Genomic DNA, 13032 nt, shown 5'->3' with positions numbered 1-13032 from the left:
AGAATCGAATTTTTCGATTTTTGAAAGCGTATTCTTAAAAATGATGCAGAAAATTTGTAGGATATAAGGACTCCGGATTTCCATAATTATCAATCGATGGATAGGAAATAGTATCGGAAGTGAGGTGAGCTTTGTCACGGAAAATTTCGTCGTCTTCTGTTACATAATGCCGATTGTGATTTCATAGTGAACCTATATACTGATGAATGAATTTACATATCAGATTCCAAGAAGGAGATGTAGACAAACAATGTGGGTAATGCTATTAGCCTGTGTGATCGTTGTTGGGATCGGCATTTATGAAAAAAGGCGCCACCAGCAAAACATCGACGCCCTGCCAGTCCGAGTGAACATCAACGGGATACGCGGAAAGTCCACGGTGACCAGATTAACAACAGGAATATTAATCGAGGCTGGCTACAAAACAGTAGGAAAAACAACCGGGACTGATGCAAGGATGATTTATTGGGACACACCGGAAGAAAAGCCGATTAAGAGAAAGCCGCAAGGACCGAACATCGGCGAGCAGAAGGAAGTCATGAAAGAGACGGTCGAAAGAGGGGCCAATGCGATCGTCAGTGAATGTATGGCCGTTAATCCTGATTATCAAATCATCTTTCAGGAAGAATTGCTTCAGGCTAATATCGGCGTGATCGTGAACGTGCTGGAGGATCACATGGATGTGATGGGACCGACTTTGGATGAAATTGCAGAAGCTTTCACAGCAACCATTCCTTACAACGGACATTTGGTTATTACTGATAGTGAGTATACCGATTTCTTTAAGCAAATTGCAAAAGAAAGGAACACAAAAGTCATCGTCGCAGACAATTCTAAAATAACAGATGACTATCTCAGGCAGTTTGAATACATGGTATTCCCTGATAATGCGTCCCTTGCACTCGGGGTTGCTCAAGCGTTGGGAATTGACGAAGAAACCGCCTTTAAAGGCATGCTGAATGCGCCGCCTGATCCGGGAGCGATGAGGATTCTGCCGCTGATGAACGCCAAAAACCCGGGACATTTCGTCAACGGTTTTGCAGCGAATGACGCATCTTCCACTTTAAACATATGGAAGCGCGTAAAAGAAATAGGCTACCCTACAGATCAGCCGATCGTCATTATGAACTGCCGCGCTGACAGGGTGGACAGAACACAGCAATTTGCCGAAGATGTCCTTCCCTTTATTGAAGCAAGTGAACTTGTGCTGATTGGAGAAACGACAGAGCCGATCGTCAAAGCATATGAAGCAGGCAAAATTCCTGCGGACAAGCTGTTTGATTTTGAGCACAAAACGACGGAAGAAATCATGTTCATGCTGAAAAACAAGCTGGAGGGCCGCGTCATTTACGGCGTCGGAAATATTCACGGAGCAGCGGAACCTCTTATCGAAAAAATACAAGAATACAAGATTAAGCAGCTCGTTAGCTAGGAGGAAGAAAACACAATGTTTGGATCAGATTTATATATCGCCCTCATTTTAGGAGTTTTACTCAGTTTGATTTTTGCAGAAAAAACAGGAATTGTACCGGCCGGACTTGTCGTACCTGGTTATTTGGGACTCGTGTTCAATCAGCCGATCTTCATGCTGCTGGTTCTTTTCGTCAGCCTGCTGACATACGTCATTGTGAAATTCGGACTTTCAAAAATCATGATTCTATACGGACGCAGAAAATTCGCAGCGATGCTGATAACGGGAATTCTCCTGAAAATCGGATTCGACTTCATATACCCGATGATGCCGTTTGAAATTGCCGAATTCAGAGGAATCGGGATCATCGTTCCGGGGCTGATCGCAAATACCATCCAAAGACAAGGATTAACGATTACGCTGGGAAGCACGCTTTTATTAAGCGGAGCAACATTCGCCATTATGTATGCTTACTATCTAATCTAAAGTTAGGTGTGTCAAAAAGATGAAAAAACAACTGAACTTTCAGGAAAAGCTGCTAAAGCTGACAAAGCAGGAGAAGAAGAAAACCAATAAACACGTGCTTATTGTATTGCCCGCGATCATCTGTCTCATGTTTGTCTTTACTTGGGTCGGAAGCGCCAAAACTCCTTCAAAAATGGCCAAAAAAGAAGATGCCAAGCTGACAGCTACTTTTGTCGGCGATATCATGATGGGCAGAAACGTAGAGAAAGTCACAAATTTGTATGGACCGGAAAGTGTTTTTAAAAATGTAAAGCCTTACTTTAATGTGTCAGATTTTCTAACAGGAAACTTCGAAAACCCTGTCACAAATAAAAAAGACTACCAGCAGGCAGAGAAAAATATTCATCTGCAAACAAAGCAAGAATCTGTTGAAACATTGAAGAAGATGAATTTCAGCGTGCTGAATTTCGCCAACAACCATGCGATGGACTACGGACAAGACGGTTTGAATGACACGCTGAATAAGTTTTCACAAGAAAATCTCGATATAGTGGGAGCCGGCAGCAACTTGAGCGATGCCAAAAAGCACGTTTCATACAAGGATGTGAACGGTGTAAAAATCGCAACGCTCGGTTTTACAGACGTCTACACGAAGAACTTTACAGCCAAAAAGGACAGGGGAGGAGTGCTGCCGCTGAGCCCGAAAATCTTTATTCCGATGATAGCGGAAGCATCCAAAAAAGCGGATCTTGTCGTGGTTCACGTTCACTGGGGACAGGAATATGACAATGAACCGAACGACAGGCAGAAGGATTTGGCGAAAGCCATCGCTGACGCCGGAGCCGATATTATTTTAGGTGCTCATCCTCACGTTCTTGAGCCGATCGAAGTATATAAGGACACCGTTATTTTCTACAGTCTTGGAAACTTCGTCTTTGATCAGGGCTGGTCAAGAACACGCGACAGCGCGCTTGTTCAGTATCACTTAATGAACGACGGCAGAGGCCGATTTGAAGTAACGCCTCTCAACATTCGCGAAGCAACGCCGACACCTTTGGGCAAAAACGACTTCTTACAGCGAGAAGCGATTTTCCGCCAGTTGACAAAAGGCTCAAACCTGAATTGGAAAGAAGAAGACGGAAAACTGACTTTTGAAGTCGATCATAAAAACAAACTAAAAAACAATGAAAACGGAGTGACGAAAAAATGAGATTTATCAGAGCGGTCTGGCCGTTTGTAGGATTGGTTCTCATCATATCGTTCATGTCGGCTTTTAAATACTCCGATGAACTGTCAACCGATGAAAAAGCCAAAATATCAACTGAGATTCAGAAAGTGAAGCAGCAGGAAAACACGGCCGGCGGCCGGCAATAAACCGAGAAAAGAGAGCGCGGAGGGCGCTCTCTTTTTTGTTTACTGATCAATTCCTATGAACATTTTGCCAGATTGGTCTATTGAAATCGCGATGTGCGACAAATTCCTTAACCATTCAAGGCAGAAAGGTTTAGAGAAATTCAGGAGGATTTATGTACGGTTTTGGGGTTGGTTAAAGATAGCGTTTATTGTATTCTTTTTAAGGGATTGAAGAAATTGCGGCAAATGCCGGGATTGCAAGAGATGAAAGCAGATCGGGATGGAATGAAACCTCATGATTACCGCCTTCTATGAATTTATCCCTTCGTAAACTTTCCGTTATGTTGGATTGCCCTGCGTTTCTTCTCGTCATTCGCTCGATATTGTTGTAAAATCCGCCCTTTAGATATCTCAGGTCACTGCCGATGAAAGAGGAAAGAAGAGGAGGAACAGATCAATTGAAGAAAAAACTGGCAATGTTTTTGCTACTTGGAGCCACATTGTTTTGGAGCGTGTCGTTTTTGACCGGTGACAAGATCGCGCAGGCCGATACGATCGGCGAATCTATCGCTGAGACGGCTAAAAAGTTTGCAGGCACGAAATACAGCTATGGCGGAGAAAGCCCGCAAGACGGCTTTGACTCGTCCGGTTTTATCCAGTATGTCTTTGAAGCGCTTGATATTTCACTGCCCAGAACAGTTGAAGAACAATCGAACATAGGGACAAGCGTCAGCAGGAACAGCCTTGAAAAAGGAGATCTCGTCTTTTTTAAAAACGCTGCTCTTGAATCGGACGGGCCGACACATGTCGCGATTTACTTAGGGGATGATCAAATCATTCACAGCACGAAATCGAGCGGGGTTGCCATTACAAAGCTGGAAGGCAGCAAATACTGGAGTTCAGGCTATTACAAGGCGAAAAGAATCACGAAAGAACCGGCCGTCTCCAAAGACCCGGTCGTTCAAAAAGCGCTTGACTACATCGGGGTTCCGTATGTGTTTGGCAGCGCCTCACCTGATGTTGGCTTTGATTGTTCAGGATTGACGCAATATGTTTTTCGCGAGACGCTCGGGGTTTATTTGCCGAGATCGGCAGAACAGCAATGGGCGGTCGGCCGAAAGGTGAAGCTTGAGGATATACAGCCCGGAGATGTTGTTTTCTTCAGCAACACCTATAAGCCGGGAATTTCCCATAACGGCATTTATGCCGGAGGCGGCAGGTTTATTCATGCGAGCCGTTCAAATAAAGTGACGATTTCCTATTTATCAGCTTCATATTGGCAAAAGAAATTTACGGGCATCCGCCGCTTTGACAGTTTGTCTCTTGCAGATAACCAGATTGTGACTGAAGCCATCAAATATATCGGTGAAGTCGGCTACCAAAAAGGCGGAACGACGCCTAAGGACGGATTTGATACGTCAGGCTTCATTCAATATATATATAAAACGGCCGCCGGAGTCGAGCTTCCGCGTTACGCCGATAAACAGTACGAAGCAGGCGAGAAAATCGCAAAGGATGAATTGGAGCCTGGGGATTTAGTCTTCTTTCAAGGGACGAGCGTCCTTATTCCTTCCATTTACATCGGAAATGGACAAGTCGTCCTTGTCACATTGTCTTCAGGTGTGACGACAACGGATCTGGAGACGAGCGAATATTGGAAAGATAAGTATGTCGGAAGCGTCAGAATCCGATAAGGGAAAAAACCGCTTCAGGCGGTTTTTTCTTTTTATTCGTATTCATTCTCGAGGAGCTTGTTGATAAAATAGGCTACACCGTTTTCATCATTGCTCTTTGTGATAAATGTGCTGATATGTTTTAATTCATCGATCGCATTCTCCATCGCAATTCGGTGTCCGGCTTCTGCAAACATCGACAAATCGTTCGGACTGTCGCCGATGGCGTAGATGTCTTCTTTCTTAATTCCATAATGGGCGGCAAGCTTTCTTAAAGCGCGCCCTTTTCCCGATTCAGCGGGCAGAATTTCAATGATGTGCCTTCCGGAAGACGTGAGCCCCAGTTTGGCGAAGGCGGAAAGATCTTCTTTCGCTTTTTTTAGTTTCTCCATATCAAATGAAAAGCACAGCAGCTTATAGATATTTTCGCTTCCGTCAAACACTCTGCGAATATCGGGAACCGGTTTAATGCCGAATTGCTTGAACTGAGTCAGCGCACCCTGCCAAAGCGTCTCCCGGTCTTCATCCGGATTGGCGCTCGTTACGATATCAAGCTCGGCTTTCAGCTTCTCTTCGCCGTCAAAAGGAGATAACAGCGCATCATCCGTATACACTTCAAAATAAATATGGTGGTCTGTTAAGTATTCAGCCGCTTTTTTCCCGGCCTCCCGATCCATTAAGGTCCGGCTTAACGGCTTATAATTAAAATCGTGGACCGTTCCCCCGTTGGCGGCGATAATCGGAATGTCCAAATCATTCAGAAGCTCCTTTACGTCAAAGGTTGCTCTTCCTGTACAAATTGTCACAATGCAGTCGGAGATGAGCGCTTTTTTGATAGCGGCCCGATTTTCTGCAGAAATTTTGCTTTCCGTATTTAAAAGGGTTCCATCTAAATCGATCGCAATTAATCTCATTATGTAAATATAACCTCCTATAAGAGCAGTTTACCGTTTTTTGAAGACGAAAAACAACTCTCTCTGCAGTATGGTCTCATTTATGTAAAAGGCTAAACCTAAATTTAAATTTTTTCAATAGTAAATATAGAACAGAAAAAAGGATGATCCGCGATCATCCTTTATCAAATCAATAGTCCAGCTGCTGTTTTAATTCTTGTTTGATTTCCGCAAGATTTTCTTGATCAAGCTGGAAATAGTAAACGTTCCCCGGTTTATAATCGCTGCCTTTCAGCTGCAGGGTATCGACAGATTCGAGTGATGTGACGAACGGAATCAGTCCGATCAGGTCGTTCAGCGACAGGTTCATCGACACGTTTTTCCCGATCGTATCCAGAATGTCGTCGTATGCAGGAATTGATGTCAGCGATTTGGATTTATTGATGACCGCTTTGATCACTTCCATCTGCCGCTGTCCGCGCATTAAATCAGTGTCGGCTTTTCTCGTTCTGACGTATGCCAGGGCTTCTTCGCCGTTTAGCGTCTGTTCGCCCGTTGTTAAATGAACCTTCCCTTTTGTATCTTTTGTAATTTGTTTCACGATATATTCCTTTTTAATGTTAACCGGAACACCGCCCAGCTCATCGACGACTTCTTCAAAAGCGGAAAAGTTTCCATCAATAACATAATCGACAGGGATGTCGAGCAAACCTTCGACGGTCTCTACGCTGAGATCCCTTCCGCCAAGCGAATGGGCATGGGTGATTTTATCAAAGCCATGGCCGGGGATATTCACATATGAATCCCTTGGAATGCTCAAAAGCTTGACCGATTTGTCTTCTCGATTGAACGTAGCCAGGATCATTGCGTCGCTTCGTTCCTTATCCATGCTTTGTCCCGGACGGGCATCAATTCCCATCATCAGGATCGAAAAGTTGTCTTTTTCAGGATTGAACTCTTTGATCCGTTTGACGGATTGTTTTCCTCGGGAAAGGCTGACCTGCGCATCATTTGAAGCACTGGCAATTTTATAGTAGGCGTAGCCGCCTGCGGCCGCTGTCGCCGTTAAAAGTAAAACAATGAAAAACAATGAGTATTTGACCCATTTTCTTAACCTTTTTTTCTTCGTTCGTTGCGATCGTAGCATCTGACAAACTCCTCTTTCGATTTATTAAAAAACGCACCATTATTACTAAAGTTAGTGAAATTTCTGATATAAAAGTTAATTGATTCCTAGTCTTGCATTGTACTAGATTATTTGCATTTTGACCAGGGGAAGTCATTGGAAACTGCTTGGCTGTTGGTTTTTGGCCGTCCTTAATATGACGATGCCCGGGCCCTAAATGTTTCATTTATTTTAGTTTCCTTTTAATGGTACAGGGAGCCTGATGTTTAAGGAATCCGAGATAAGGTAAAAGATTCATAAAAAGCTTGAGCTGTTAAAGGAGGATCATTGATGAAAAAACAGAAGGCGAATGCCTGGCTTTATTTTTTTGGAGCCTTGGGCGGACTGCTTTACGGATATGATACGGGCGTGATATCCGGGGCGATCCTCTATATCAAAGATGAGTTTGACCTGAATGCCTTTACAGAAGGACTCGTGGTCAGCTCCATTTTAATCGGTGCGATTTTCGGCTCGGGGTTATCGGGAAAGCTGGCCGACCGCTTCGGCAGACGTAAGGTGATGATGTCCGCCGCGGTGCTGTTTTGCATTGGCGGGTTTGGTACGGCACTTGCGCCCGACACGGAATATATGGTGGCTTTCAGAATCGTTCTGGGCCTTGCAGTGGGCTGTTCGACGACGATTATTCCTTTATATCTGTCAGAACTGGCGCCTAAGGAATCCCGCGGGGCTCTTTCATCATTGAATCAGCTGATGATCACGACGGGTATTCTGCTTTCCTACCTTATTAATTATGCTTTCAGCGGGTCAGGGGCCTGGCGCTGGATGCTTGGGCTGGCGCTTGTACCGTCTATCAGTCTTTTGATCGGCATTTTTTTCATGCCGGAAAGTCCGCGCTGGCTTTTGTCAAAAGACAAAGAGAAAAAAGCGAAAGCGGTTTTGAGCAGAATGAAGAGGGGAAACGTGCTTGAAGAGATCAAAGGAATGAAAGAAGCGGAAAGACAGGAGCAGGGAGGTTTGAAAGAACTGCTGGAGCCGTGGGTGCGTCCGTCGTTGATCGCCGGCCTGGGACTCGCTTTTCTTCAGCAGTTTATCGGGACAAACACGATGATATACTACGCTCCGAAAACGTTTGCGAATGTCGGATTTGAAAAGTCGGCGGCTATTTTAGGGACCGTCGGGATCGGGACGGTGAATGTGCTCATGACATTAGCAGCGATGCGCTTGATCGACCGGGTAGGCCGCAAACCGCTTTTATTATTCGGAAATGCGGGAATGGTCATCAGTCTGATCGTGCTGTCTGTGATCCATATCTTTTTGGGAAATACCGTTGCTGCGGCATGGACGACGGTCGTTTGTTTAGGTGTGTTCATAGCGGTGTTTGCAGTCAGCTGGGGGCCGGTTGTCTGGGTGATGCTGCCCGAGCTGTTTCCCCTTCATGTCAGAGGAGCCGGAACCGGAGTATCGACGCTTTTGCTCCATACAGGAAATTTAATTGTGACCTTGAGCTTTCCGGTGCTTCTCGATCTGATTGGCATCAGCTATTTATTCCTTTGCTATGCGGCAATAGGGATTATGGCGTTTTTGTTCGTCTTCTTTAAAGTAACTGAAACAAAAGGGAAAAGCCTTGAAGAAATTGAGCTGGATTTAAAAAGAAAACACAAAAACAACCGGAATACAGAAGCGCGGACAGCCGGGCCATAAGGGGAGGGGAATCCCCTTTATGCCCTTACATCACATGCTACTTCGACTCGTCATTTCTTCCCTCATCCTCGGGCGGAATCTCATCATGTCGGGGCAGATGGCCTGATCTAATCCCTCTGAATACAATAAAGAAAACGGCAAAAACAAATAAGCCCCCGACCAATATTTGCAGCAGCATTAAAACACCTCCGTTTCTTTTATTTATGTCTGTCAGTCTCCGATGATTCAGTTTTTTATATGAACTAATGAAACGTTTGTTTAAAAAAGATGAATCAAGTTTTCAGCCTTGTCCACACTATCAATAACCTGTAAAAAATGGGAGTGTGGACGATTGAAGGCTGTAACGTTTCAAGGGCCTAAGCATATTGAAGTCAGTCAAGTGGAGGACGCTAAAATTGAAAAGAAAGACGATGTCGTCGTCCGAATTACCTCTACCGCGATTTGCGGCTCTGATTTGCATCTCTACCAAGGGAATTTTCCGCTTCCGAAAGGCTTTCAGCTTGGACATGAACCGATGGGAATCGTAGAGGAAACAGGGCCTGAGGTGACAAAGGTGAAAAAAGGCGACAGGGTTGTCATTCCGTTTACCGTCGCCTGCGGACATTGCTATTATTGTGAAAACAAGCTGGAAAGCCAGTGCGACAATTCCAATCCGCATTATGATTCAGGCGGATATTTCGGCTATTCGGAGAAATTCGGCAATCATCCGGGCGGCCAGGCGGAATATTTGAAAGTGCCGTTTGGCAATTTTACGCCGTTTGTCATCCCGGAATCATGCGAGCTTGAGGACGAATCATTGTTATTTTTGTCAGATGTCCTGCCTACCGCCTACTGGAGTGTCCTTCATGCGGGCGTCAAAAAAGGGGACACCGTCATTGTGCTCGGCTGCGGTCCGGTCGGATTAATGGCGCAGAAGTTTGCCTGGATGGAGGGCGCCAAACGGGTCATTGCCGTTGACTATTTGGATTACCGTTTAAAACAGGCAAAAGCTTTAAACCGTGTCGAGGTGTTTGATTTCACAGAATATCCCGACATGGGAGAGCATTTGAAGGAAATCACAAAAGGCGGCGCCGATGTCGTCATTGACTGCGTCGGAATGGACGGGAAAAAATCGCCGCTTGAATACCTTGAACAAAAACTAAAGCTGCAGGGCGGGACGCTGGGGCCGATTCAGATATCGACAAAGGCGGTTCGGAAATGCGGAACGGTGCAGATCACCGGTGTATATGGAAGCAACTACAACATGTTTCCCCTGGGGGCGTTTTTCACCAGGAATATCACGCTGAAAATGGGGCAGGCGCCGGTTATTCATTTAATGCCGGAGATTTTCAAAAAAATTGAAGGCGAAGAATTCGATCCGAAAGAAATCATTACACATCAGCTTCCGCTTGGAGAAGCCGGACGGGCGTATCATCTGTTCAACGACCATGAGGATGACTGTATCAAAGTCATTTTGAAGCCGTAGAGAAAGGCGAGAGCAGCAAGAAAGGCCGCCGGACAACATGCCGGCAGCCTCGGAACATTCATCTTGCGAGCCATCCGCCATCAACAGCTAAAACATGGCCGTTCATATAATCTGAAGCCGGGGACGAAAGGAACAATGCCGCACCGGCAATATCAGCCGGCTCCCCCCAGCGCTCCGCCGGGATCCGTTTTAAAATTTCGGCGTTCCGCTTTTCATCGTCGCGGATTTGCTTTGTATTGTTGGTTTTAATATAGCCTGGCGCAATCGCATTGACTTGTACATTGAAAGCGGCCCATTCATTGGCGAACGATTTGGTGAGTCCGGCCACTGCGTGCTTGCTCGCCGTATAAGCCGGTACGAGAATGCCTCCTTGAAACGAAAGGAGCGAAGCGATGTTGATGATTTTTCCTTGCCTGTGTTCGATCATCTGCCGGCCGACGGCCTGTGAGAGCAGAAACAGGCTGTTCAAATTGACATTGATGACCGTTTCCCAGTTGTCCCGGGAAAACTCAGCCGCTTTCTCCCTGCGGATCGTTCCGGCGTTGTTTACGAGAATATCGATTTGATGACGGGCAAGGACTTCTTTTGTAAAAGATTCAACTTCATCAAGGCTGCTCATGTCGAGCTGATATGATGTAAACGTCCTGCCGGCTTCTTCAATGAGCCGTTTTGTTTCTTCAAGCCCGCTCGCATGGGCTGTGCCGATCACATCGGCTCCCGCTTTTGCGAGCGCTGCGGCGATGCTTTGGCCGATGCCTGTAGCGGGTCCTGTGACAAGCGCCGTTTTGCCTTCAAGGGAAAAATACGATTCAAGATATCCCATCTTCTATCACGTCCTTACCGTATGACATTCATCGGGACAGCGTCCATGTCCTTAAATGTGTAGTTTTCACCGGCCATCGCCCAAATAAAGCAGTAGTTGGATGTGCCTGAACCCGAGTGGACAGACCATGCCGGAGAAATGACGGCCTGTTCATTTCCGACGACAAGGTGCCGGGTTTCCGTCGGTTCGCCCATGAAGTGGAACACTTTTTCCGATTCATCAAGATCAAGGTAAAGGTAAACTTCCATCCGCCGGTCATGCACATGGGCCGGCATCGTATTCCATGTATTATGAGGCTCAAGAAACGTAATCCCCATCATCAGCTGACAGCTCTGGATGCCGTCAGCATGAATCACTTTATACAGATTGCGGACATTCGATGAGGCCTCCTCCCCCAAGTGGTCGTACGGGAGCTCAGCAAGCGAAGCTTTTTGTACAGGATAATTTTTGTGCGCGGTCGCGGAAACGAAATAAAACTTTGCCGTTCCTTCATCCAAGCTTGAAAAGGAAACGTCTTGATTTCCCAAGCCGATATACAGAAAATCCTTATGCCCCATCACATGTTCCTCGCCGCCGATCTTAACCGCGCCGGGCATTCCGACGTTCACAATGCCGATTTCACGGCGCTCAAGGAAATAGTCCGTTTTTAAGAAATCGCCCGCATCAAGCTGTATCGATTCATTGACCGGAACAGCACCGCCAATCACGACCCTGTCTTCATGTGAATAAACCATTTTCAGCTGATTTTCGGCAAACAATGATTCTATTAAAAAATGCTCGCGAAGCTCTGCGGTTGTGAATCGTTTCGCTTGTTCAGGATGAACAGAATAACGATTTTCCATACATTCTCCTCCTAGGATTGGACGTTTTGACTTGAATGAAGCATCAAAGTTTTTGGTAACGGTTTCAAACATGAATTTTAAAGTAAATAATGGAAACCGTCAACCGGATTTTTCGTTTTTTCTTAGGATTGTCAATCTGATTCTTAAAAACTTAAAAATCCCTCTTCCAAAATTTTTATGATGTGATATGCTGATGATATAAAGTTTTTGAAATCGGTTTCAAATTTAAGGCGTATAGGAGTACTTGAATGAAGGATAAACAAACAGGAAAAGTAACCATCAACGAAGTAGCCGCATATGCAGGCGTTTCAAAATCAACGGTTTCCCGGTACATCAATGGGAAGCTCGATGCCATTTCACCGCAAAAGGTGAAGAGCATCAAAAAAGCGATCGCGGAGCTGAACTACCGTCCCAGCCAAATGGCCCAGGGCTTAAAGGTGAAAAAAAGCAAGCTCATCGGCTTTTTAGTGGCCGATATCACCAACCCGTTTTCAGTCGCCACCTTAAGGGGAGTAGAAGAGGTTTGTGATCAGTACGGATACAGCATTATGGTCTGCAACACCGACAACAGTCCTGAAAAAGAAAGAGAAATGCTGCACAAGCTGAATGCGCATTACATTGAAGGGCTGATCATCAATACAACCGGCCGGAACAACGACGTACTGTTGGATCTGATCGATCAGGACGTATCGATTGTGCTCGTTGACCGGAAAGTGCCAGGTCTGAAGATTGATGCAGTCACAACAAATAACCGCGAAATCACCGGTCAAATCGTCAACATGATGTATGATAAAGGCTACGCTCATGTCGGTTTGTTTACAGAACCGATGAAAGGCATCAGTCCGAGGGAAGAGCGGGTATCAGCCTACACTGAAATTGCGCTTGCACGCGATGCCGGGCGCACTCCTTTTGTCCATGAAGTGGAGGCCAAAGACAAAAAAGCTCTGATGGAATCGGTGAAAAGCTTTTTGGCGGTCAGCGAGGGGGAGAAAAAAGCGATCCTCGGAAACAACGGCCTTCTGATGCTGAAAATCATCAGCTGTCTGTATGAGCTCGGTGTATCGATTCCAGAAGACGTCGGAATTGCAGGGTTTGATGATACGGAATGGTATAAATTAATCGGTCCGGGCATCACGACCATCGCCCAGCCGTCTCATGAGATGGGCAAGGTCGCAATGGAGCGCATCATTAAACGGCTTGAAGGAGACGAAAGCGCCCCGCAAACAATTCAGCTTGAAGCGGAATTGGTTCTAAGACATTCATTATAGCGTTTGACAGAA

13 protein-coding genes are annotated in these 13032 nt (G+C 45.7%); 8 read left to right on the top strand and 5 right to left on the bottom strand.

Annotation, left to right across the window (positions count from 1 at the left end):
• Window positions 1–250: 250 nt before the first annotated feature.
• The 5 genes from pgsB to ACINLD_RS16220 all read left to right on the top strand — a co-directional run bounded on the left by pgsB (window position 251) and on the right by ACINLD_RS16220 (window position 4923).
• Window positions 251–1432, top strand: coding sequence for a poly-gamma-glutamate synthase PgsB (pgsB, locus tag ACINLD_RS16240; RefSeq protein ID WP_026588998.1), 1182 nt, complete (start codon window positions 251–253; stop codon window positions 1430–1432).
• Window positions 1433–1447: 15 nt separating this feature from the next.
• Window positions 1448–1897, top strand: a complete 450-nt coding sequence (gene pgsC / locus ACINLD_RS16235; RefSeq protein ID WP_026588997.1) for a poly-gamma-glutamate biosynthesis protein PgsC — start codon at window positions 1448–1450, stop codon at window positions 1895–1897.
• A gap of 19 nt (window positions 1898–1916) precedes the next feature.
• On the top strand, window positions 1917–3086 hold the full coding sequence (locus tag ACINLD_RS16230; protein ID WP_026588996.1) for a CapA family protein: 1170 nt from the start codon (window positions 1917–1919) through the stop codon (window positions 3084–3086).
• A complete protein-coding gene (locus ACINLD_RS16225; protein WP_410207077.1) occupies window positions 3083–3250 on the top strand; it encodes a hypothetical protein in 168 nt (55 codons plus the stop codon). The genes ACINLD_RS16230 and ACINLD_RS16225 overlap by 4 nt, the downstream gene beginning before the upstream one ends.
• Before the next feature lie 455 nt (window positions 3251–3705).
• On the top strand, window positions 3706–4923 hold the full coding sequence (locus tag ACINLD_RS16220) for a C40 family peptidase (RefSeq protein ID WP_035428666.1): 1218 nt from the start codon (window positions 3706–3708) through the stop codon (window positions 4921–4923).
• Window positions 4924–4955: 32 nt separating this feature from the next.
• Here the strand turns inward: ACINLD_RS16220 and ACINLD_RS16215 are convergent, their stop codons facing one another.
• Window positions 4956–5816 (bottom strand): Cof-type HAD-IIB family hydrolase, encoded by an 861-nt coding sequence (locus tag ACINLD_RS16215; RefSeq protein ID WP_026588994.1) that lies wholly within the window; start codon window positions 5814–5816, stop codon window positions 4956–4958.
• A gap of 169 nt (window positions 5817–5985) precedes the next feature.
• Window positions 5986–6942 carry an LCP family protein gene (locus ACINLD_RS16210; RefSeq protein ID WP_026588993.1) on the bottom strand — a complete coding sequence of 319 codons (957 nt, stop codon included), beginning with the start codon at window positions 6940–6942 and terminating at the stop codon, window positions 5986–5988.
• A gap of 309 nt (window positions 6943–7251) precedes the next feature.
• Between ACINLD_RS16210 and ACINLD_RS16205 the strand changes: the two genes are divergently transcribed.
• Window positions 7252–8622 carry a sugar porter family MFS transporter gene (locus tag ACINLD_RS16205; RefSeq protein WP_026588992.1) on the top strand — a complete coding sequence of 457 codons (1371 nt, stop codon included), beginning with the start codon at window positions 7252–7254 and terminating at the stop codon, window positions 8620–8622.
• Window positions 8623–8659: 37 nt separating this feature from the next.
• Here ACINLD_RS16205 and ACINLD_RS16200 read toward each other — a convergent pair whose 3' ends face one another.
• Window positions 8660–8800, bottom strand: a complete 141-nt coding sequence (locus ACINLD_RS16200) for a hypothetical protein (protein ID WP_179115683.1) — start codon at window positions 8798–8800, stop codon at window positions 8660–8662.
• A gap of 153 nt (window positions 8801–8953) precedes the next feature.
• On the opposite strand from ACINLD_RS16200, the gene ACINLD_RS16195 reads away from it, so the two are divergent.
• A complete protein-coding gene (locus ACINLD_RS16195; RefSeq protein WP_026588991.1) occupies window positions 8954–10087 on the top strand; it encodes a zinc-dependent alcohol dehydrogenase in 1134 nt (377 codons plus the stop codon).
• A gap of 58 nt (window positions 10088–10145) precedes the next feature.
• Here ACINLD_RS16195 and kduD read toward each other — a convergent pair whose 3' ends face one another.
• A complete protein-coding gene (gene kduD, locus ACINLD_RS16190; RefSeq protein ID WP_026588990.1) occupies window positions 10146–10910 on the bottom strand; it encodes a 2-dehydro-3-deoxy-D-gluconate 5-dehydrogenase KduD in 765 nt (254 codons plus the stop codon).
• A 14-nt stretch (window positions 10911–10924) separates the two neighbouring features.
• A complete protein-coding gene (gene kduI, locus ACINLD_RS16185; protein WP_026588989.1) occupies window positions 10925–11752 on the bottom strand; it encodes a 5-dehydro-4-deoxy-D-glucuronate isomerase in 828 nt (275 codons plus the stop codon).
• A gap of 248 nt (window positions 11753–12000) precedes the next feature.
• Here kduI and ACINLD_RS16180 point away from each other — a divergent pair, with 248 nt between their 5' ends.
• On the top strand, window positions 12001–13020 hold the full coding sequence (locus tag ACINLD_RS16180; RefSeq protein ID WP_026588988.1) for a LacI family DNA-binding transcriptional regulator: 1020 nt from the start codon (window positions 12001–12003) through the stop codon (window positions 13018–13020).
• The last annotated feature ends 12 nt before the right edge of the window (window positions 13021–13032 follow it).

This window comes from Bacillus sp. z60-11 (assembly GCF_046464135.1).
Classification (GTDB): domain Bacteria; phylum Bacillota; class Bacilli; order Bacillales; family Bacillaceae; genus Bacillus; species Bacillus sonorensis_A.
This window is presented reverse-complemented; position numbering and strand designations above follow the sequence as displayed.

Bases quoted from the DNA above. Each gene is read 5' to 3' on its own strand.
- pgsB (WP_026588998.1), top strand. From the start codon at position 251: ATGTGGGTAATGCTATTAGCCTGTGTGATCGTTGTTGGGATCGGCATT.
- pgsC (WP_026588997.1), top strand. From the start codon at position 1,448: ATGTTTGGATCAGATTTATATATCGCCCTCATTTTAGGAGTTTTACTC.
- ACINLD_RS16230 (WP_026588996.1), top strand. From the start codon at position 1,917: ATGAAAAAACAACTGAACTTTCAGGAAAAGCTGCTAAAGCTGACAAAG.
- ACINLD_RS16225 (WP_410207077.1), top strand. From the start codon at position 3,083: ATGAGATTTATCAGAGCGGTCTGGCCGTTTGTAGGATTGGTTCTCATC.
- ACINLD_RS16220 (WP_035428666.1), top strand. From the start codon at position 3,706: ATGTTTTTGCTACTTGGAGCCACATTGTTTTGGAGCGTGTCGTTTTTG.
- ACINLD_RS16215 (WP_026588994.1), bottom strand. From the start codon at position 5,816: ATGAGATTAATTGCGATCGATTTAGATGGAACCCTTTTAAATACGGAA.
- ACINLD_RS16210 (WP_026588993.1), bottom strand. From the start codon at position 6,942: ATGCTACGATCGCAACGAACGAAGAAAAAAAGGTTAAGAAAATGGGTC.
- ACINLD_RS16205 (WP_026588992.1), top strand. From the start codon at position 7,252: ATGAAAAAACAGAAGGCGAATGCCTGGCTTTATTTTTTTGGAGCCTTG.
- ACINLD_RS16200 (WP_179115683.1), bottom strand. From the start codon at position 8,800: ATGCTGCTGCAAATATTGGTCGGGGGCTTATTTGTTTTTGCCGTTTTC.
- kduD (WP_026588990.1), bottom strand. From the start codon at position 10,910: ATGGGATATCTTGAATCGTATTTTTCCCTTGAAGGCAAAACGGCGCTT.
- kduI (WP_026588989.1), bottom strand. From the start codon at position 11,752: ATGGAAAATCGTTATTCTGTTCATCCTGAACAAGCGAAACGATTCACA.
- ACINLD_RS16180 (WP_026588988.1), top strand. From the start codon at position 12,001: ATGAAGGATAAACAAACAGGAAAAGTAACCATCAACGAAGTAGCCGCA.